13 protein-coding genes, 1 tRNA gene and 1 rRNA gene are annotated in these 20,367 nt (G+C 68.4%); 11 read left to right on the forward strand and 4 right to left on the reverse strand.

Features of this window, described 5'->3' with window-relative positions; genetic code table 11:
- Together rrf and AB0L71_RS07365 are read left to right on the forward strand one after the other, a co-directional pair.
- Nucleotides 1-95: ribosomal RNA gene (rrf, locus tag AB0L71_RS07360) — 5S ribosomal RNA — on the forward strand; the annotation flags it as partial.
- 247 nt (nt 96-342) lie between these two features.
- Nucleotides 343-415: transfer RNA gene (locus AB0L71_RS07365), tRNA-Thr, on the forward strand.
- Nucleotides 416-606: 191 nt separating this feature from the next.
- Here the strand turns inward: AB0L71_RS07365 and AB0L71_RS07370 are convergent.
- Both AB0L71_RS07370 and AB0L71_RS07375 read right to left on the reverse strand, forming a co-directional pair.
- Nucleotides 607-1,044, reverse strand: a complete 438-nt coding sequence (locus AB0L71_RS07370) for a glutaredoxin domain-containing protein (RefSeq protein WP_365239127.1) — start codon at nt 1,042-1,044, stop codon at nt 607-609.
- Between the two features lie 55 nt (nt 1,045-1,099).
- Entirely contained in the window at nt 1,100-3,715 is a 2,616-nt protein-coding gene (locus tag AB0L71_RS07375) for a SpoIIE family protein phosphatase (RefSeq protein WP_365239771.1), read from the reverse strand.
- A gap of 413 nt (nt 3,716-4,128) precedes the next feature.
- Between AB0L71_RS07375 and AB0L71_RS07380 the strand changes: the two genes are divergently transcribed.
- The 9 genes from AB0L71_RS07380 (at nt 4,129) to AB0L71_RS07420 (ending at nt 18,712) form a co-directional block, all read left to right on the forward strand.
- Entirely contained in the window at nt 4,129-9,555 is a 5,427-nt protein-coding gene (locus AB0L71_RS07380) for a HAMP domain-containing protein (protein WP_365239130.1), read from the forward strand.
- A 242-nt stretch (nt 9,556-9,797) separates the two neighbouring features.
- The gene (locus AB0L71_RS07385; protein ID WP_365239133.1) at nt 9,798-10,475 is read left to right on the forward strand and encodes a response regulator; all 678 of its coding nucleotides are present in this window, start codon (nt 9,798-9,800) and stop codon (nt 10,473-10,475) included.
- Between the two features lie 253 nt (nt 10,476-10,728).
- Nucleotides 10,729-13,491, forward strand: a complete 2,763-nt coding sequence (locus tag AB0L71_RS07390; RefSeq protein ID WP_365239136.1) for a DNA translocase FtsK — start codon at nt 10,729-10,731, stop codon at nt 13,489-13,491.
- A 224-nt stretch (nt 13,492-13,715) separates the two neighbouring features.
- Nucleotides 13,716-14,516 (forward strand): RodZ domain-containing protein, encoded by an 801-nt coding sequence (locus AB0L71_RS07395; protein ID WP_365239139.1) that lies wholly within the window; start codon nt 13,716-13,718, stop codon nt 14,514-14,516.
- Between the two features lie 146 nt (nt 14,517-14,662).
- The gene (gene rimO / locus AB0L71_RS07400) at nt 14,663-16,150 is read left to right on the forward strand and encodes a 30S ribosomal protein S12 methylthiotransferase RimO (protein ID WP_365239141.1); all 1,488 of its coding nucleotides are present in this window, start codon (nt 14,663-14,665) and stop codon (nt 16,148-16,150) included.
- Nucleotides 16,147-16,950, forward strand: coding sequence for a CDP-diacylglycerol--glycerol-3-phosphate 3-phosphatidyltransferase (gene pgsA, locus AB0L71_RS07405; RefSeq protein WP_365239143.1), 804 nt, complete (start codon nt 16,147-16,149; stop codon nt 16,948-16,950). The genes rimO and pgsA overlap by 4 nt, the downstream gene beginning before the upstream one ends.
- Entirely contained in the window at nt 16,947-17,429 is a 483-nt protein-coding gene (locus AB0L71_RS07410) for a nicotinamide-nucleotide amidohydrolase family protein (protein WP_365239145.1), read from the forward strand. Before pgsA ends, AB0L71_RS07410 begins: the two co-directional genes overlap by 4 nt.
- A gap of 136 nt (nt 17,430-17,565) precedes the next feature.
- Nucleotides 17,566-17,949, forward strand: coding sequence for a helix-turn-helix transcriptional regulator (locus AB0L71_RS07415; RefSeq protein WP_365239147.1), 384 nt, complete (start codon nt 17,566-17,568; stop codon nt 17,947-17,949).
- A gap of 403 nt (nt 17,950-18,352) precedes the next feature.
- A complete protein-coding gene (locus AB0L71_RS07420; RefSeq protein ID WP_365239150.1) occupies nt 18,353-18,712 on the forward strand; it encodes a hypothetical protein in 360 nt (119 codons plus the stop codon).
- Here AB0L71_RS07420 and AB0L71_RS07425 read toward each other — a convergent pair.
- Nucleotides 18,660-19,424 carry an SDR family NAD(P)-dependent oxidoreductase gene (locus tag AB0L71_RS07425; RefSeq protein ID WP_365239152.1) on the reverse strand — a complete coding sequence of 255 codons (765 nt, stop codon included), beginning with the start codon at nt 19,422-19,424 and terminating at the stop codon, nt 18,660-18,662. The genes AB0L71_RS07420 and AB0L71_RS07425 overlap by 53 nt on opposite strands.
- 32 nt (nt 19,425-19,456) lie before the next feature.
- Nucleotides 19,457-20,260: a DNA-formamidopyrimidine glycosylase family protein gene (locus AB0L71_RS07430; protein WP_365239154.1), complete on the reverse strand. Its 804-nt coding sequence runs from the start codon at nt 20,258-20,260 to the stop codon at nt 19,457-19,459.
- Between the last annotated feature and the right edge of the window lie 107 nt (nt 20,261-20,367).

Raw genomic sequence — 20,367 nt, forward strand, 5'->3', positions numbered from 1 at the left:
AAACGCCCGGTTACATTCCGAACCCGGAAGCTAAGCCTTTCAGCGCCGATGGTACTGCAGGGGGGACCCTGTGGGAGAGTAGGACGCCGCCGAACTTCTTTTACGGGAAGCCCCGTGCCCTTGTGGCACGGGGCTTTTCCGCGTTTACTGCACCATTGCGTCACCCCTGTCTACCGGTCTACCGGCCGTGGTTCCCTGGCTCGGAGGAACGCGGCCAGGGCGCCTCGCGTCGAGGTGAGGGCCAGCGGAAGCCAGTGAGGTTTCGTCAGAATCTTTTGTGGCCAGTGGTTTTGAGCACCCCTGAGTTCAGGGTATGCTTTACTCGTTGCCACAGCGCAGCAGGCCCCAATAGCTCAGTCGGTAGAGCGTCTCCATGGTAAGGAGAAGGTCTGCGGTTCGATTCCGCATTGGGGCTCATATGAAAGGCCTCTGCCAGTTGGCAGAGGCCTTTCGCATGTTCCAGGGCTTCCCTGCTCACCGACCTCCGTGGCAGGCAACGGCAGGGTTGATCGCTGTGCGGCGTAGCCAGAAGGGTGAGGCGGAGTCAGACCGGATCACTGTTGTCCGGGACCTGCGAAAACCTCTCCAGGCGGGCATCGCTGCCGATCACGCGGGACGAGAGAGCTGTTCGCGCAGCCACTCCGGATCCGGGTTGACGTGCGGCCGGCCTGACATGACGACAGTCGGCACGGTCTCATTGCCCTCGTTGGCAGCCCTGACCACTGCCGCCCCAGCCGGGTCGCGCCAGATATCGACCCAGTGCAACTGGCGGGCGCTACGACCCAACCGGATGCGCAACCGGAGGCAGTACCTGCAGCCCGGCCGCCAGAAGACGATCGGTCGGCCGTCGGCCGCGCTACGGCGTTGAGCCTCCAGCGCGCCGATCGACCGCGGGAAGAGAAGGGGCGAGTTCACACCCGCGAGCAGCACCCACAGCAGCAGGAGTGCTGCCGCTGTGCCAGGGGCTCCGCGAACGAACAGCCCAGTCGCAAGGGTTGAGCCGCAGACCACAAACACCATCGGCAGGATCCAGGCGCGCGTCATGAGGACGAAGGCTACCGGCAGGCGCTGAGGGCTTCGGCCTGATGATGAAGTGCCCTCAGACGGTGGACGGTTCAGGGACGCGCATGGCGAGGATCGCCATGTCGTCGGAGGCCGGCTCGGCGGCGAAGCGCTCGACTGCCCGCAGGACGCGTGCTGCCACCGCGCCCGCCGTGAGGCCGGTACAGGTGGACAGAACGTCCGCCAGGCCGTCGTCGCCGAGCATGCGGGTGCCCTCACGGCGTTCCGTGACGCCATCGGTCACGCACAGCAGAACATCGCCCGGGGCGAGGGTCACCGTCTGCTCGTAGAGTTCGAGTTCCTCGATGACGCCCAGGAGAGGCTGAGGTTCGGCCGCTGCCTCCACCGAGCCGTCCTGGCGAAGGCGCAACGGCAGCGGGTGGCCCGCGCACACCACCTTCAGGAGTGCGCTGCCGTCCTCCTGGGGCCACAGCTCCCCGTACAGCAGGGTCAGGAAGCGGCTGCGGGCGCCCTCGTCCAGGATGGCGGCGTTGAGGCGCTCCAGAACGGCCGGACCGCCGAAACCCTCGCGGGCGAGGAGACGCAGGGCATGGCGGGCGAGACCTGTGACGGCCGCGGCCTCCGGGCCCGTACCGCAGACGTCGCCGATGGCGAAGCCGTAGGCCCCGTCACGGATCGGGAAGACGTCGTAGAAGTCACCGCCGACCTCGTTGCCCTCGCCCGCTGCGCGGTAGATGACCTCGATCTCGACATGGGGAACTTCGGGCAGTCCCGGCGGCAGCAGACTGCGCTGCAGGGACTGGCTGATCGCCGTGCGCTCCGAATAGAGACGGGCGTTGTCGAGGGCGAGGGCCGCACGGCGGGAGAGGTCCTCGGCCAGTTCCAGGATCTCCTGGCGGAAGTGGTCGTCGGAGGGCTTGCCGAGGGTGAGCATGCCGATCACGCGGTTGCGTGCGACGAGTGGCAGGACCACCGTCTCGCCGCCCACCGCAGCCGCGGTGGCGAGCGTCGAACCGATCCCGGCCGCGAGTCCTCCGCGTTCGCCCAGACCGAGCGTCCGCATCGAACTGCGGAGGGCCGCCTGGTGAGCGGCCTGGGACGGGGCCGCCCAGACACGGGCGCCGGGTGTCGGCACGGGGTCGGGGGGAGCGATCTTGGAAAGCAGGGCTTTGAGGCCGTCGATGCGTTCCTCGTCCTCGTGCAGCACGTAGGAGAGGTACGGGTCGGATGACTGGTCGGCGATCGTGTAGACGGCGCACCAGGTGGCCAGGGTGGGGACCGTCATCTGGGCCATCAGCGCCAAGGTCTGGTCCCGGTCGAGGGTGCCGGCGAGGAGGTCGGATGCCTCGACGAGGAAGGAGAGGGAGCCGCGGCGCAGACGCTCCAGTTCACCCAGTCGGGCCGACTCGACGGCAAGCGCGATGCGGTCTGCGGCGAACTGGAGCCGCAGGGCCTCCTCATTGGTGTAGCGGCCGGCCGCTTCCGCCGCGACCCCCAGGGAGCCCGTGAGGCGGCCTTCGACCTTCAGCGGGACGGTGACCGCGGAACGCATCCCCGTGCTCCCGAGCAGAGGGACGGCGCCGGGCATGGTGTCGAGGTCCTCGTGGACGGCGGGCATCCGGGCGGAGCCGTAACGACCGGTGCCGGCCTCCACCGGGACGCGGGCGAAACGCTGACGGGCGGAGGGCAGGCCCGTCGTGGCCCGTACTTCCAGTTCCGTTTCGTCGTCCGTCGCCAGCAGCAGGAACGCCGCATCGGCGTCGAGCATGTCGCGTGCCCGTTCGACCGTGCGCTGGAGCAGACCGTCGAGGTCGTCGGGGGCGGGCGAGCCGATGAAGATCTCGAACGGGTCCGTCTTGTGACTGTCGGCGTTCGCGTCGGAGACCGTTGCGCGAACCGGGGACTGGAGCACGGCACGTTCGTGGTCGCGGACGAGAAGGCACACCGTGGACGGCTCGCCCACGGTGTCGCGGACCCGGAGATGGGAGGCATAGACGGGGATGATGCGGCCGTCGGCGCCCCGGATTCCGTAGCTGCCTTCCCAGCGCGAGAGCTGGAGAGCTTCCACGATGCCGGTGTTGGTACCGGGAGTCTGCGGCCAGGCGGTGAAGTCGGTGAGTTGTTTTCCGGTGACCTGGTCCGCAGGGTGCCCGAAGAGGAACGTGGCGTCCTCGTTCCACGCGGCGATGGAACCGGTGCCGTCGATCTGGACGACTGCCACCCGGACGCGCTCGTCGGCGACCGGGAGCAGATCGATCGGGAGCAGCGGGCCGGCGGAGCGGACGCCCACCGGGCGCTCGGGAAGATCGAGCTGGAACCAGACATGTTTGCGCGTGGGCGCATACTCGACGCCCCAGCGGGAAGCGAGAGCCGCGCAGAGCAGCAGCCCGCGGCCGTTCTCACGGTCTGGGCTGCCGAAGTCCAGCCCTGTGCTCTGGAGCGGGATCTCTCGTTCCGGATAGTGGTCGGAGACCTCGATCCGGACACCCTTCTCGGTGCGCAGGCACAGCACGTTCGCGGCGGTTCCGGCGTGCACCACGGCGTTGGTCACGAGCTCGCTCGTGAGAACCACGGCGTCGTCGACGACATCCGTGTACCCCCACCCCTGGAGGGTGTCACGGACAAAGGCGCGGGCGGTCGCGACGGAACGTGCGGTCGGGTCGAAGGTGGCGGCCGCGCGCGCGGTGATCACAGCACTCCCCATGTGGTGTCTCGTCGCTTTCCCGAGTCCTGTGCCCGTTTCTCGCCGCTTCGATTCGCCTGCCAGGCTAGACGCTCGGCCCGGGTGCCGGATACACGAGGGCCGACTTCGGGCAGGAACGAGCAGGAATCGGCAGGTGAGCGGACAAGTGTGAGCTTTCCAACGGCGGATGTGGGACAACTGCCGAAGGCCGCACCCCGAAGAGTTCGAGCCTGGTACGTTTCAACGATTTGACGTCCGCATGGTCACCCGTCGACGGTGGGCTGTGGCGGTGAGCCAATCAGGAACTGGGCAAGGTCCCAGACAAGACCCGAGCGATACGGTCGACCCCTGCGGGAGGGATCACGGTGGAGTCTGGCGTGGCGGCGCGGGGAAGAAGCACGCGTACAAAAGGCGGACAGCCCGTGAAGAAGCAGCGCAACGGAACCATCGATGTCGAGGCGGCAGCACTCAACAGACTGCTGGCCGGGCTGGTGGCGATGCGTGACGGGAACTTCCGCAGGCGTCTGACGGTCTCGGGCGACGACGTGCTGGCGGAGATCGCGGCAGTCTTCAACGAAGTCGCCGACCGGAATCTCCATCTCACCGGCGAGCTGGCCCGGGTACGGCGGGTGGTGGGACGTGAGGGGAAGCTCACCGAGCGGTTGGAGACCGGTGCCTGCGAGGGTTCCTGGGCTGCCGCGATCGACGCCTCCAACGAGTTGGTCGATGATCTGGCGCGTCCGGTCTCGGAGGTCGGGCGGGTGCTGTCGGCGGTGGCCGACGGCGATCTCGAACAGCGGATGGAACTGCGGTCGCAGAGGGCCGATGAGACGGTGCGTCCGCTGCGTGGCGAGTTCCTGAAAGTCGCCCGTACGGTCAACAACCTGGTCGACCAGTTGTCGGCGTTCACCGAGCAGGTGACGCGGGTCGCGGTCGAGGTGGGTACCGAGGGCAAGCTGGGTGGACTGGCCCAGGTGCGCGGGATGTCCGGGTCGTGGAAGGACCTCACGGACTCGGTGAACACCATGGCGTACCGCTTGACGGCCCAGGTGCGCGACATCGCCCTGGTGACGACCGCGGTCGCCAAGGGGGATCTGTCGCGGAAGGTCACCGTCCATGTGGACGGCGAGATGCTGCAACTGAAGAACACCGTCAACACGATGGTCGACCAGTTGTCGTCGTTCTCCTCCGAGGTGACCCGGGTCGCCCGCGAGGTGGGTACGGAGGGCGAGCTCGGCGGGCAGGCGACGGTGCCCGGGGTCGCCGGGGTGTGGAAGGACCTCACCGACTCCGTCAACACGATGGCCGGGAACCTGACCTCCCAGGTGCGTGGGATCGCCGAGGTGACCACGGCCGTCGCCAACGGTGACCTGTCCCAGAAGGTGACGGTGAGCGCTCGCGGCGAGGTCGCGCAGCTGGCCGAGACCATCAACCAGATGACCGAGACGCTGCGGACCTTCGCGGACGAAGTGACGCGTGTGGCCAGCGAGGTCGGTGGCGAGGGGCTGCTCGGAGGCCAGGCCCAGGTGCCGGGGGCGGCGGGGACCTGGAAGGACCTCACCGATTCGGTGAACACGGTCTTCCGGAACCTGACGACCCAGGTCCGTGACATCGCGCAGGTGACGACGGCCGTGGCCAGCGGAGACATGACCCAGAAGGTCACCGTCAACGTGGCCGGCGAGATGCTGGAGCTGAAGAACACCGTCAACACGATGGTGGACCAGCTCCAGTCCTTCGGTTCGGAAGTGACCCGGGTGGCCCGGGAGGTCGGTGTCGAGGGCCGACTGGGCGGTCAGGCCGAGGTGCCTGGGGCGGCGGGGACCTGGAAGGACCTCACGGACTCGGTGAACACGGCGTTCCGGAACCTGACGGGCCAGGTCCGTGACATCGCGCAGGTCACGACGGCGGTCGCCAACGGTGATCTCTCGCAAAAGGTCACCGTCGACGTCGCGGGCGAGATGCTGGAGCTGAAGAACACCGTCAACACGATGGTGGCGCAGCTCTCGTCCTTCGCCGACCAGGTCACGCGGATGGCGCGTGATGTGGGGACGGAGGGGCGCCTCGGGGGCCAGGCCCGGGTCGACGGCGTGTCCGGTACGTGGAAGGAACTCACCGACTCCGTCAACTTCATGGCGGGCAACCTGACCGATCAGGTGCGCCAGATCGCCCAGGTGACCACGGCGGTGGCGCGGGGCGATCTCTCGCAGAAGATCGACGTGGACGCGCGGGGCGAGATCCTGGAACTGAAGAACACCATCAACACGATGGTCGACCAGCTCTCCGCCTTTGCCGAGCAGGTGACCAGGGTCGCCCGTGAGGTAGGGACCGACGGACGGCTCGGCGGGCAGGCGCAGGTGCCCGGCGTGGCCGGGGTGTGGCGTGATCTGACCGATTCGGTCAACGGCATGGCGGGCAACCTCACCGCTCAGGTCCGCAACATCGCGCAGGTCGCCACGGCGGTGGCGCGGGGCGATCTTTCGCAGAAGATCGACGTGGACGCGCGGGGCGAGATCCTGGAACTGAAGAACACCCTCAACACGATGGTCGACCAGCTGTCGAACTTCGCCGAGCAGGTGACCCGGGTGGCCCGTGAGGTGGGTACGGAGGGCATGCTCGGAGGCCAGGCCGAGGTGCAGGGTGTGTCCGGTACGTGGAAGGACCTCACCCAGTCCGTCAACGGGATGGCGAACAACCTGACCCTCCAGGTCCGCAACATCGCCGAAGTGACCACAGCGGTCGCCAACGGCGATCTCTCCAAGAAGATCACGGTCGACGCGAAGGGCGAGATCCTCGAACTGGTGACGACCGTCAACACCATGGTCGACCAGTTGCTCAACTTCGCCGACGAGGTGACCCGGGTCGCCCGCGAGGTCGGCACCGAGGGCATCCTCGGCGGCCAGGCCCGGGTCCGCGGCGCGACGGGCATCTGGAAGGACCTCAGCGACAACGTCAACCTGATGGCCAACAACCTGACCAGTCAGGTGCGCAACATCTCCCGGGTCTCGTCCGCGGTCGCCAACGGCGATCTGACGAAGAAGGTCACCGTCGAGGCGCGCGGCGAGGTTGCCGAGCTGGCCGACACCGTCAACACGATGGTGACGACGCTGTCCTCGTTCGCCGACGAGGTGACCCGGGTAGCCCGTGAGGTGGGCACGGAGGGTGAGTTGGGCGGCCAGGCACGGGTGCCGGGGGTCTCGGGTACCTGGAAGGACCTCACTGAGTCGGTGAACTCGATGGCGTCCAATCTGACCGGCCAGGTGCGGCAGATCGCCGCGGTCACCACGGCCATCGCCAAGGGCGATCTCACCAAGAAGATCGACATCGATGCGCGGGGCGAGATCCTGGAGCTGAAGAACACCATCAACACGATGGTCGACCAGCTCTCTTCGTTCGCGGAGCAGGTGACGCGGGTGGCCCGTGAGGTGGGTACGGAGGGGCAGCTGGGCGGCCAGGCCAGGGTCCGGAACGTCGACGGGACCTGGCGCGACCTCACCGAGTCGGTGAACGAGATGGCCGGCAACCTCACCCGTCAGGTGCGGGCCATCGCGGCTGTCGCGACCGCCGTGACCCGTGGTGATCTCAACCTCAAGATCGATGTGGACGCGGCCGGCGAGATCCAGGCGCTGCAGGACAACATCAACACGATGATCGCCAACCTGCGTGACACCACGGCCACCAACAAGGAGCAGGACTGGCTCAAGGGCAACCTCGCCCGGATCTCCGGCCTGATGCAGGGGCGGCGTGATCTGGACGACGTGGCCTCGTTGATCATGAGTGAACTGACCCCGGTCGTCTCCGCGCAGCACGGGGCGTTCTTCCTGGCCGTGCCTACCGGCGACACCGACACGGTCGGCTCGGGCAGCGACAGGGCCAACGCGTACGAACTCCGGATGAGGGGCAGCTACGGATACTCGGCGGGTGCGATGCCGACTTCCTTCCGGCCCGGCGAGACGCTCATCGGCACGGCAGCGGAGGAGAAGCGGACCATCCAGGTGGACAATGTTCCGCCGGGGTATCTGAAGATTTCCTCCGGGCTCGGGGAGGCGCCGCCCGCGCATGTGATCGTGCTTCCGGTGCTCTTCGAGGGGAAGGTTCTCGGGGTGATCGAGCTGGCCTCCTTCCAGCCGTTCACGCATATCCAGCGGGACTTCCTCAACCAGCTCGCCGAGATGATCGCGACGAGTGTCAACACGATCAGCGTCAATACGAAGACCGAGAAGCTCCTTGAGCAGTCGCAGGAGCTGGCCGCGCAGTTGCGGGACCGTTCGCAGGAATTGGAGAACCGGCAGAAGGCGCTTCAGGACTCCAATGCCGAGCTGGAGGAGAAGGCAGAACTGCTGGCCCAGCAGAACCGCGACATCGAGGTCAAGAACACCGAGATCGAGGATGCCCGGCAGGTCCTGGAGGAGCGCGCCGAGCAGCTCGCGGTCTCGATGCGTTACAAGTCGGAATTCCTGGCGAACATGTCGCACGAGTTGCGTACCCCGCTCAACTCCCTGCTCATTCTGGCCAAGTTGCTCGCGGACAACGCGGAGGGAAATCTCTCGCCGAAGCAGGTGGAGTTCGCCGAGACGATTCACGGGGCCGGTTCCGATCTGCTTCAGCTGATCAATGACATTCTCGATCTGACGAAGGTCGAGGCCGGAAAGATGGACGTCAGCCCGACCCGGATCGCGCTCGTCCAGCTGGTCGACTACGTCGAGGCGACATTCCGTCCGCTCACCGCGGAGAAGGGGCTCGATTTCTCCGTGCGGGTCTCTCCGGAGTTGCCCGCGACCCTGCACACCGACGAACAACGACTGCTCCAGGTGCTGCGCAACCTCCTTTCCAACGCGGTGAAGTTCACCGACAGCGGGGCGGTGGAGCTGGTCATCCGGCGCGCCGACGAGGATGTTCCCCATGCCATCCGTGAGCAGCTCCTGGAGGCGGGATCGCTGCGGGACGCCGATGCGGATCTGATCGCCTTCTCCGTCACCGACACCGGGATCGGGATCGCGTCCAGCAAGATGCTGGTGATCTTCGAGGCGTTCAAGCAGGCGGACGGTACGACCAGTCGGAAGTACGGCGGTACGGGCCTCGGGCTGTCCATCAGCCGCGAGATCGCCCGGCTGCTGGGCGGTGAGATCCACGCGGCGAGCGAGCCGGGCCGAGGCTCGACGTTCACGCTGTATCTGCCGTTGAACCCGAGCGAGTTGCCGCCGCAGGGCTACCCGCAGGTCGGTCCCGGACCCACCGAGGCATTCGGTGCCGCAGCCGACGAGGGCCTTGCGCAGGACGGTCCGGGCGCCGATTCCACGACCGCCGTGCAGGAGGCGCAGGGCGCGGCGGGGCAGACACGGGGGCGCCGCATGCCCCTGGAGGGTGCGGCGCGGCGGCCCGCGCTGCCGGCCCGCGCCGCCACCCCGGCCGCTCCGCAGGAGCCGTGGACGCTTGTCGGAACGGAGACACCCGAGGTCCGCAGGACGTTTCGGTTCCACGGCGAGAAGGTGCTGATCGTCGACGACGACATCCGTAACGTATTCGCGCTCACCAGCGTGCTGGAGCAGCACGGCCTTTCGGTGTTGTACGCGGAGAACGGACGTGTGGGCATCGAAGTCCTGGAACAGCACGACGATGTGACGGTCGTACTGATGGACATCATGATGCCGGAGATGGACGGCTATGCCACGACGACGGCGATCCGCAGGATGCCGCAGTTCGCCGGGCTGCCGATCGTCGCGCTGACCGCGAAGGCCATGAAGGGTGATCGGGAGAAGGCGATCGAATCCGGTGCTTCCGACTATGTCACCAAGCCCGTCGATCCTGATCATCTCCTTTCCGTTATGGAGCAGTGGATGCGCGGAGAGTGATCATTAATCCAGGAGGCCGCGATAACTCCGTGATCGGCCGGGCTCACATGGTGTGAGAGGCGCTCCAGCGGGAACCATCCGGTCCCTCGTGGCGTTTGTGTTGTGTGCACAGTGACATCGCGGTGACAGGGTGTGGTGACGGGCGCGGGCGGGCTACCATGACCGGCACAAGGACGGACGGCGTAAGGGAGTCGTCCCCTGGGGCGGCGCCCGGTGCAATTCCGGGGCGAGGAGGACGGGCCATGGTGCAGAAGGCCAAGATCCTCCTGGTCGATGACCGGCCGGAGAATCTGCTGGCGCTGGAGGCCATCCTCTCTGCGCTCGATCAGACACTGGTACGGGCATCGTCAGGGGAGGAAGCGCTCAAAGCGCTGCTCACGGACGACTTCGCGGTCATTCTGCTGGACGTCCAGATGCCGGGCATGGACGGTTTCGAGACCGCCGCGCACATCAAGCGGCGGGAACGGACCCGGGACATCCCGATCATCTTCCTCACCGCGATCAACCACGGTCCGCATCACACCTTCAGGGGGTATGCGGCGGGCGCGGTGGACTACATCTCGAAGCCCTTCGACCCGTGGGTGCTCCGGGCCAAGGTGTCGGTCTTCGTCGAGCTCTACATGAAGAACTGCAAGCTGCGCGAACAGGCTGCGCTGCTGCGGCTCCAGTTGGAGGGCGACCCCAACGGCGGTGCGGGTCACGAGAAGGAGCCGGCCGGGCTGCTGGCCGAGCTCTCGGCGCGGCTGGCGGCCGTAGAGGAACAGGCCGAGGCGCTCTCGAAGCAACTTGACGACGAGTCGGCGGACGCTGCGGCCGTGGCCACCGCCGCCCATCTGGAGCGCAAGCTGACCGGTCTGCGCAGGGCACTCGACGCGCTGGAACCCGGTGCCGGAAGCGGCGCTGCGGCCCTTCCCTCGTAACGCCGTACTTCCGCAGGGCTCTTACACCGGGCGTGTTCCCGCGGTACGACCTCCGGGCGGGCGACAGGCCGTTGTCCGGGCGTTCGGTCCAACCGCCCTGCCCTGCGCCTCGTCCGACGGATGACCCGGGCCGGTGACCGTCGGCGTCAGAGGCGTGACCTCGCGTCAGTTGGCCGCCTCCGTAAAGCGACACGGTCGGGTGAAGTGGCAGGCACACGTGTTAACGGCCGTCGGCACCGGTAACCTCGGCATCATGGCCTCACGTACGTCCGGCAAGGGTTCCCAGGGCACGGCGGGCACCGCGAAGCGCGTCGGCCGTACCGCGGCGCCGGCCAAGAAAGCCGCGCCCCCCAGGAAGACCGCTGCGAAGAAGACCGCGCAGCCGAAGAAGCCCCCTGCGAAGAAGGCGGCGGCCAAGAAGGCGGCCGCGCCCAAACCGGCCCCTTCGCCCACCAGCGGTGTGTACCGGGTGGCACGTGCCCTCTGGCTCGGCGTGGCCCATGCCGTCGGCGCGATGTTCCGCGGCATAGGGCGCGGCGCCAAGGGACTCGATCCCGCGCACCGCAAGGACGGCACCGCGCTGCTGCTGCTCGGCCTTGCGCTGGTCGTCGCCGCGGGCACCTGGTCGAATCTGCGCGGGCCCGTGGGCGACCTCGTCGAGATGCTCGTCACCGGAGCCTTCGGCCGGCTCGATCTGCTCGTGCCGATACTGCTCGGCGCCATTGCGGTCCGGCTGATCCTCTACCCGGAGAGGCCCGAGGCCAACGGCCGCATCGTCATCGGACTCTCCGCCCTGGTCCTCGGGGTGCTCGGCCAGGTGCACATCGCCTGCGGGGCGCCCGGCCGGGGCGAGGGCACCACGGCGATGCAGGACGCGGGCGGACTCATCGGCTGGGCTGCCTCCACACCGCTGGTCTACACGATGGGCGAGGTCCTCGCCGTTCCGCTGCTGTTGCTGCTGACCGTCTTCGGGCTCCTGGTCGTCACCGCCACTCCGGTGAACGCCATTCCGCAACGGCTTCGACTGCTCGCCACCAAGCTGGGCATTCTCGACCCGGTGTACGACCCCGAAGCGGACGAGGAGAGCGACGACGAGCGTTACGACGACCAGTGGCGCGAGGCGCTGCCGGCGCGCTCCCGGCGGTCCTCCGCGCGCCGTTCCGAAGCACCCGCGGAATACGACCCTGGCCGCGCGGAGGCCGACGCGCTGTCGAAGCGCCGCAGGCCCTCCGTACAGCCCGCGATGAACCGCACCATGGACGCGGTGGACGTCGCCGCCGCCGCGGCGGCGGCGCTCGACGGGGCCGTGCTCAACGGCATGCCGCCGTCGCCGGTCGTCGCCGATCTCACCCAGGGTGTCTCCGTCGAGCGCGAACGCACGGGCTCGCCGGTGCCGGGCGCCAGAGAGGCCGGATCCGCCACCGGGGGAGGCAGGCCGGACAGGGCGGGGGCGGCCGTGCCCGACCTGACGAAGCCGGCGCCCGAACGGCCGGAGTACGAGCCGTTGCCCGCCCGCGCGGAACAGCTGCAGCTCTCCGGTGACATCACCTACTCACTGCCCTCGCTCAACCTGCTGGAACGCGGCGGACCCGGGAAGAGCCGCAGCGCCGCCAATGACGCGATCGTCGCGTCCCTGACGAACGTCTTCACCGAGTTCAAGGTCGACGCGGCCGTCACCGGCTTCACCCGTGGGCCGACGGTCACGCGGTACGAGGTGGAACTCGGTCCCGCGGTGAAGGTCGAGCGGATCACCGCGCTCGCCAAGAACATCGCGTACGCCGTGGCCAGCCCCGATGTCCGGATCATCTCCCCGATCCCGGGCAAGTCGGCCGTCGGCATCGAGATTCCCAACAGCGATCGGGAGATGGTCAACCTCGGAGACGTGCTGCGTCTCGCGGACGCCGCCGAGGACGACCACCCGATGCTCGTCGCGCTCGGCAAGGACGTCGAGGGCGGCTACGTGATGGCCAACCTGGCCAAGATGCCGCATGTGCTGGTGGCCGGTGCCACCGGTTCCGGCAAGTCGTCCTGCATCAACTGTCTGATCACCTCGATCATGGTGCGTGCGACGCCGGACGACGTGCGGATGGTGCTGGTCGACCCCAAGCGGGTCGAGCTGACCGCGTACGAGGGCATCCCGCACCTGATCACGCCGATCATCACCAACCCCAAGCGTGCCGCCGAGGCCCTCCAGTGGGTCGTGCGGGAGATGGACCTCCGCTACGACGACCTGGCGGCCTTCGGATACCGGCACATCGACGACTTCAACGAAGCCGTCCGCGACGGCAAGGTCAAGCCGCCGGAGGGAAGCGAGCGCGAACTCTCTCCCTACCCCTATCTGCTGGTGATCGTCGACGAGCTGGCCGACCTGATGATGGTGGCTCCTCGTGACGTGGAGGACGCCATCGTCCGTATCACCCAGCTGGCCCGCGCCGCCGGTATCCACCTGGTGCTCGCCACCCAGCGGCCCTCGGTCGATGTCGTGACCGGACTGATCAAGGCGAATGTGCCCTCCCGGCTCGCCTTCGCGACGTCCTCGCTGGCCGACAGCCGAGTCATCCTCGACCAGCCCGGTGCGGAGAAGCTCATCGGAAAGGGTGACGGTCTGTTCCTGCCGATGGGGGCCAACAAGCCCACCCGTATGCAGGGCGCCTTCGTCACCGAGGACGAGGTCGCGGCCGTCGTCCAGCACTGCAAGGATCAGATGGCGCCGGTCTTCCGCGAGGACGTGGTGGTCGGCACCGCCAAGAAGAAGGAGATCGACGAGGACATCGGCGACGATCTGGACCTGCTCTGCCAGGCCGCCGAACTGGTCGTCTCCACACAGTTCGGGTCCACTTCGATGCTCCAGCGCAAGCTGAGGGTCGGTTTCGCCAAGGCCGGCCGGCTGATGGACCTCATGGAGTCGAGGAACGTCGTCGGACCGAGCGAGGGGTCCAAGGCCCGTGACGTCCTGGTGAAACCCGACGAACTGGACGGGGTGTTGGCGCTGATCCGTGGGGAATCCGCTCCGTAGAAGAAGTCCGGGCAACCCTTTCGACGGGTCGTACGTCAACTTGAGGGGAGGGACGGCAGGATTGTCCTTCAGGGCGGCAGGGTCGTCCTTCCCGGTGCGGCCGGTGAAATCGGACAGCGTTCGAGTCCGATGGCCTACAAAGTCCTTCCTCCGGTTGCCCCACCCTTTCGTACCCCCCCTAGACTGAACACCCAGCAGGTGGCTCACGCTCGAAAGGCGCCTCCGTGTCCATCGGCAACTTCCCCGAAGACGACCAGCCTTCGATCGGTCGAGTGCTCCAGCAGGCTCGAATCGCCGCAGGTATCTCGGTCGAAGAGATCAGTTCGTCAACCCGGGTGCGCGTTCCCATCGTGCACGCGATCGAAGAGGACGACTTCTCCCGCTGTGGCGGTGACGTGTATGCGCGCGGCCACATCCGTACCCTCGCGCTCGCCAGCGGGATCGATCCGAATCCACTGGTTTCGCAGTACGACGCCGAGCACGGCGGCCGTCCCGCACCCACGCCCGCGGCGCCGCTGTTCGAGGCCGAGAGAATCCGTTCCGAACCCCGTCGACCCAACTGGACGGCGGCCATGGTCGCGGCGATCATCGCCGTCGTCGGTTTCGTCGGCTTCACCTTCCTGAGAGGCGGCGACGACGGCTCCACGACCACACAGGTCGCGGAGGGCTCGACGCCCGACACGAAGACCGCGAAGCCGAAGGCCGGCAAGGCCTCCGACCCCAAGCCGGCCCCCTCCGACAGTGCCATCGCCGCGGCACCCAGGGACAAGGTGACGGTCAAGCTCAGCGCCAGCCAGGGCAAGAGCTGGATCTCCGCCAAGGACCACAACGGACGGCTGCTCTTCGACGGTCTGCTGCAGCAGGGCCAGTCCAAGACCTTCCAGGACCAGGAGCGAGTCGATCTCGTCCTCGGCGACGCCGGGGCCATCGAGCTCTTCGTGAACGGCAAGAAGGTCGAGGACAAGTTCCAGCCTGGCCAGGTCGAGCGGCTCTCGTACACGAAGGGCGACCCGGCGGTCGGCTGACCCGTACACGTCCACAGTTCCGCGCGGCATCCGCACCACGACGAGCGCCCGGCGATCCGGCCGGGCGCTCGTCGTGTGTGTCACTCGGTGTGATGGTGGAACCCTGCTCGGCAGGACAAGTGCCGGGACAAAGTAGTCTTGAGCCCATGCCCGAACGCCGTACCGTCGCCCTTGTCACTCTTGGCTGCGCCCGTAACGAGGTGGACTCGGAGGAGCTCGCAGGCCGCTTGGCAGCGGACGGCTGGGAGCTCGTCGAGGACGCCTCCGACGCGGACGTCGCCGTCGTCAACACCTGCGGATTCGTCGAGGCCGCCAAGAAGGACTCCGTCGACGCCCTGCTCGAAGCCAATGATCTGAAGGATCACGGCAGAACCCAGGCCGTGGTCGCCGTCGGCTGCATGGCCGAGCGCTACGGCAAGGACCTCGCCGAGGCCCTGCCCGAGGCGGACGGTGTCCTCGGGTTCGACGACTACGCCGACATCTCCGACCGCCTCCGAACCATCCTCGGCGGCGGCATTCACGCCTCGCACACCCCGCGCGACCGCCGCAAGCTCCTGCCCATCAGCCCGGCCGAGCGGCAGGACGCCGCCGTGGCCCTGCCGGGGCACGGGCAGACGGAGGTCGTACCGGCCCCCGCACCCGCCGACCTCCCGGAGGGAGTCGCCCCGGTCTCCGGGCCGCGCGCGCCCCTGCGCCGCCGACTGGGCACCAGTCCGGTGGCTTCGGTGAAGCTCGCCTCCGGCTGCGACCGCCGCTGCTCCTTCTGCGCCATTCCGTCCTTCCGCGGCTCCTTCGTCTCGCGCCGTCCCTCGGACGTGCTGGGGGAGACTCGCTGGCTGGCCGAGCAGGGCGTGAAGGAGGTCATGCTGGTCTCCGAGAACAACACCTCGTACGGCAAGGACCTCGGCGACATCCGGCTGCTGGAGACGCTGCTGCCGGAACTCGCCGATGTCGAGGGCATCGAGCGGATCCGGGTCAGCTATCTGCAGCCGGCGGAGCTGAGGCCGGGCCTCATCGACGTGTTGACCTCGACCCCGAAGGTCGCCCCGTACTTCGATCTCTCCTTCCAGCACTCGGCCCCCGGTGTGCTGCGGGCGATGCGCCGTTTCGGTGACACCGACCAGTTCCTGGAGCTCCTGGACACCATCCGCGGCAAGGCTCCGCAGGCCGGTGCCCGCTCCAACTTCATCGTGGGCTTCCCCGGCGAGACCGAGGCCGACGTCGCGGAGCTGGAGCGCTTCCTCACCAGCGCCCGGCTCGACGCCATCGGCGTCTTCGGCTACTCCGACGAGGAGGGCACCGAGGCGGTCGGATACGAGAACAAGCTGGACGCCGACGTCATCGCGGAGCGGTTGGCACACATCTCGCAGCTGGCCGAGGAACTGACCTCGCAGCGTGCCGAGGAACGCCTCGGGGAGTCCCTGCAGGTGCTGGTCGAGTCCGTCGACGGTACGGAGGACGAGCCACGCGCGGTGGGGCGTGCGGCGCACCAGGCGCCCGAGACGGACGGCCAGGTGCTCTTCACCGCACGCGAGGGCCTGGTGCCCGGCCGTATGGTCGAGGCGAAGGTGGTGGGCACCGAAGGCGTGGACCTGGTGGCCGAGTGTTCCGAGTTCGTGGAGGCGGCCAGATGACGGGAGTCCCGGCATCCGCGGCAGGTGGTTCCGGCGCGAAGCCGGTCCGCGGCGGCAAGCTGGGTGCTGCGGCCGTCAATCAGGCCAGCCTGTGGAACATCGCCAATCTGCTCACCATGCTGCGGCTGGTGCTCGTGCCCGGCTTCGTGGTGGTGCTGCTGCACAACGGTGGCTACGACCCGATGTGGCGGTCGTTCGCCTGGGCGGCGTTCGCCGTCGCCATGATCACCGACCTGTTCGACGGTCATCTCGCGCGCACGTACAACCTGGTCACGGACTTCGGGAAGATCGCGGACCCGATCGCGGACAAGGCGATCATGGGTGCGGCGCTGATCTGTCTCTCGTATCTCGGTGACCTGCCCTGGTGGGTCACGGGCCTGATCCTCTTCCGCGAGATCGGCATCACGCTGATGCGGTTCTGGGTGATACGGCACGCGGTGATCCCGGCCAGCCGCGGCGGGAAGCTGAAGACGCTGGCACAGGGGACCGCCGTCGGGATGTACGTGCTGGCGCTGACCGGCCCCCTGGCCACCTTCCGCTTCTGGGTGATGGCGGTCGCCGTCGTGCTGACGGTGGTCACGGGGTTCGACTACGTGCGCCAGGCCGTGGTGCTGCGGCGCAGCGGGCTCGCGGCCGAGCGGACTGCAGCCGCGGGGGCTGCCGGAGGGCTGTCCGAGGCTTCTGCGGGCTTCGAGACGTCTGCGGGCTCCGGGGCGGCCGGTGCGTCCGCGGCCGACGAGAGCACGGGGCCGGTGTCCGGGGCCTCGGGTACGCGTGGTGCGGCGGAGGCCGAGCGGTGACTGCCGCGGCCCGGGTGCTGGAGCTGCTCGTGGAACGCGGTGAGACGCTTGCCGTCGCCGAGTCGCTGACCGGAGGGCTGGTCGCTGCGGAACTGACGTCCGTACCGGGTGCCTCGAAGGCGTTCCGCGGTTCCGTGACGGCGTACGCCACGCCCCTGAAGCGGGAGCTGCTGGGTGTGGACGGTGCCCTTCTGGCGGAGCGCGGTGCGGTCGACCCCGAGGTGGCGCGACAGATGGCGACAGGTGTCCGGCGTGTTTTGGGGGCAGACTGGGGTATGGCCACCACCGGCGTCGCGGGCCCCGATCCACAGGACGGCAAGCCTGTCGGCACCGTTTATGTCGCGGTGGCCGGACCTGACGGCGCAGAGAAGGTAACCGCTCTGCGATTGAACGGCGAGCGTGCGGACATCCGTAGAGAGAGCGTACGGAGCGTACTGGCACTGTTCTCCGCCGAACTCGGCAAGAATGCAAGCGCATAGGATACGGAACAGATCGGGGGGAATTGATGTTTGCAGCCCTGAGAGAACACGACATCGCTCCCCGCACGGCCGCGGCGCAAGGCGGTACGGTGGGGCGTGAAGGATGCGGCTACGCGGTCCGAGGAGGGAGCCACCGATGATTCTGCTCCGTCGCCTGCTTGGTGACGTGCTGCGTCGGCAGCGCCAGCGCCAAGGCCGTACTCTGCGCGAAGTCTCCTCGTCCGCCCGAGTCTCGCTCGGCTATCTCTCCGAGGTGGAGCGGGGGCAGAAGGAGGCGTCCTCCGAACTGCTCTCCGCCATTTGCGACGCGCTTGACGTACGGATGTCCGAGCTCATGCGTGAAGTGAGCGATGAGCTGTCGCTGGCCGAACTGGCCGAGTCGGCAGCAACCAGCGACCCGGTGCCTGTGCCGGTACGTCCCATGCTCAATTCCGTTTCCGTGACGTCGGTGGCAGGCGTGCCGACGGGGCGGGTGACCATCAAGGCGCCCGCGGAAGCCGTGGATGTCGTCGCCGCCTGACCTGCTCGGTCCGGTGTGAAGTGGAGCCCCGGTCGGCCCCTCAGGGGTTGCCGGGGCTTCTGCATGGTCCGGGGCGGTGTATGGGCTCGTCCTGGATGCGGGTCGCTCGTTCTGGATGCGGCTCGGGAGTGTCTGGGCGAGACTGCGAGTACGAGGCATCGATCAGGAGGACCACGGCCGGCTGATGCCGTCTGACCTGGTCTGACGAGTCTTGATGCGGCCTGTAGCGGCCCGCGCCGGTGTGGCCGAAGGCCTCTGGCCCGGGTGGAGCCGTGATCCGGAGCAAGCCCGGATGTCCGGGGCGGAGAGCGCACAACGGGCCGCGGCGGCGCGCCGGTGGTGCACCGATGCGCCCTCCCGCCGGGCGAGTGTGCCGGACTAGGTTCGGCCGGAGGAGGCAGCCATGGTGCGGCGATGGGTGCCGGCGCTCGTTCTCGGCGGGGTGTGGTGGTGGGCCGTGCTGCGGCTCGTACTGGAACCGACCCATGCGGGACTTGTCGAGGGGGCGGTGGCGGCGGGCGGATGGGGGTTGAGCCTCCTGCCGGTGCATGTCGCCGCGGCTGCCGGGCCGAGGAGGGCGCGCGGGGCGGGTCCTGGGCGCTGGTCCGCTCTGGGGACGCGGTGTGGGGGCTGGTGGTCCGATGTCGGGGCGAGGCGCGTGGAGCGGTGGACCGTGGTGGGGATGCGGTTCGGTGACCGGGCCCGGCGGGCTACCAGGGCATGGCTACGCCGCCATTCGGGCGGAGGATCTGACCGGTCATGAAGGCCGAGGCATCGGATGCGAGGTAGAGCATGGTGTGGGCGACGTCCTCGGGTTCGCCGACGCGGCCGAGCGGGGAGATCCGCGCCATCGTGGCCTCCGCCCGGTGTTGCTGGTCCGCGTCGTGGCGGGCGGTCATGGGTGTGCGGATCCAGCCCGGAGCGATTGCGTTGACGCGGATGGCATGACGTCCCAACTCGGTCGCGAGCGTCTTCGTCAGCTGGACGACCGCCGCCTTGGCCGCCCCGTAGCAGAGCAGTCCCGGGCTTGCCGCGTCGACCGCCCCCGAGGCCATGGTGATCAGTGAGCCGGATGCGCCGCGCGCGATCATGCTGCGGGCCACTTCCTGACAGGCGTACAGCACGCCCTTGAAATTGACCGAGAGGACACGGTCGAGATCGTCGTCCGCGGTGTCCAGGACGCTGCTCGTATGCATGATTCCGGCAACGGCGGCCAGGACGTCGAGGTCCCCCGCGGCCGCCACCGCGTCCCTGATCTGATTGCGGTCGGTGACATCGAGCGGGTGGACGTGGCATGTGCCACCCGCTTCGTTGATCAGCTCCCGGGTCTCCAGCAGACCCTTCTCGTCGCGGTCCGCGCCGTGCACGGTGGCGCCCGCCGATGCGAGCAGGACGGCGCCGGCGCGTCCGATGCCGCCCGCCGCGCCGGTGATGAACGCGGAGCGGCCCGTGAGGTCGTACGCGGTGAGGGGCATGACCGGACGGTACGACCAGAACTGACGGGTCGTCAATTGGCTTGTGGGCCTGATTGGCAACAGGGGCACCAGTAGGTGGGGCGGCCGTCCTGGTCGGCAGCACGGATGGGAGTGCCGCAGCGCAGGCAGGGGCGGTGGGCCCGGCCGTAGACCCACAGTCGTTCGCGCGTGGGCCTTCCGGGGGATGCGGTGCCGGTGGTGGTGCGGATGGGGCGGTCCCGGTTGGTTTCGAGGAGTTGCCTGGCCGTCGTGATGAGACGGGCAGCGGTGGGGGCGGCCAGATCGCCGACGGGCAGCCAGGGGGTCGCACGGGCGAGGAAACAGAGCTCGGCCTTGTAGACGTTGCCGATTCCGGCCAGGTTGCGCTGGTCCAGCAGGGCTTCACCCAGGGGGCGGACGGGGTCGCTGAGCAGATTACGCAGAGCGATGTCGGGGTTCCAGTCGGGCCCCAGGAGATCCGGGCCCAGGTGGCCGACCACCTTTTCCTCGTCCCGGGTGCGGAGAAGTTCGAGGACGGGAAGCCGGTAGCCGACGGCCGTGTGGTCCGCGTTGGCGAGGACGGCGCGGATCTGATGGGCGGGGCCGCCCCGCCAGCGCTCGCCCGGGGCGTAGACGCGCCAGGCGCCGTCCATCCGTAGATGGCTGTGCAGGGTGAGGCCGCCCTCGATGCGTGTGAGGAGATGTTTGCCCCGCGAGGTGACGTCCAGAACGGTGCGACCGGTGAGGTCGGCGGTGGCGAACCGGGGCACGCGCAGGTCGGAGCGGGTGAGGACCCGGTCGGCGAGTGCGGTGTGCAGATGCCTGGCGGTCCGCAGCACGGTGTCTCCTTCGGGCATGCCTCCATGATGCGCGGTCGGACGGAAGATCGGCGGGGCGTGGCGGTGCAGCAGGCGCGGAGGGGATCTGCGCGGGAGCTGGGGCGGTTGTGGCGGGTGGTGGCGTG

Origin of the sequence: Streptomyces sp. NPDC052052 (assembly GCF_040680455.1) — a bacterium.
Taxonomy (GTDB): Bacteria; Actinomycetota; Actinomycetes; order Streptomycetales; family Streptomycetaceae; genus Streptomyces.

Bases quoted from the DNA above. Each gene is read 5' to 3' on its own strand.
- AB0L71_RS07370 (WP_365239127.1), bottom strand. From the start codon at position 1,044: ATGACGCGCGCCTGGATCCTGCCGATGGTGTTTGTGGTCTGCGGCTCA.
- AB0L71_RS07385 (WP_365239133.1), top strand. From the start codon at position 9,798: ATGGTGCAGAAGGCCAAGATCCTCCTGGTCGATGACCGGCCGGAGAAT.
- AB0L71_RS07390 (WP_365239136.1), top strand. From the start codon at position 10,729: ATGGCCTCACGTACGTCCGGCAAGGGTTCCCAGGGCACGGCGGGCACC.
- rimO (WP_365239141.1), top strand. From the start codon at position 14,663: ATGCCCGAACGCCGTACCGTCGCCCTTGTCACTCTTGGCTGCGCCCGT.
- pgsA (WP_365239143.1), top strand. From the start codon at position 16,147: ATGACGGGAGTCCCGGCATCCGCGGCAGGTGGTTCCGGCGCGAAGCCG.
- AB0L71_RS07415 (WP_365239147.1), top strand. From the start codon at position 17,566: ATGATTCTGCTCCGTCGCCTGCTTGGTGACGTGCTGCGTCGGCAGCGC.
- AB0L71_RS07420 (WP_365239150.1), top strand. From the start codon at position 18,353: ATGGTGCGGCGATGGGTGCCGGCGCTCGTTCTCGGCGGGGTGTGGTGG.
- AB0L71_RS07425 (WP_365239152.1), bottom strand. From the start codon at position 19,424: ATGCCCCTCACCGCGTACGACCTCACGGGCCGCTCCGCGTTCATCACC.
- AB0L71_RS07430 (WP_365239154.1), bottom strand. From the start codon at position 20,260: ATGCCCGAAGGAGACACCGTGCTGCGGACCGCCAGGCATCTGCACACC.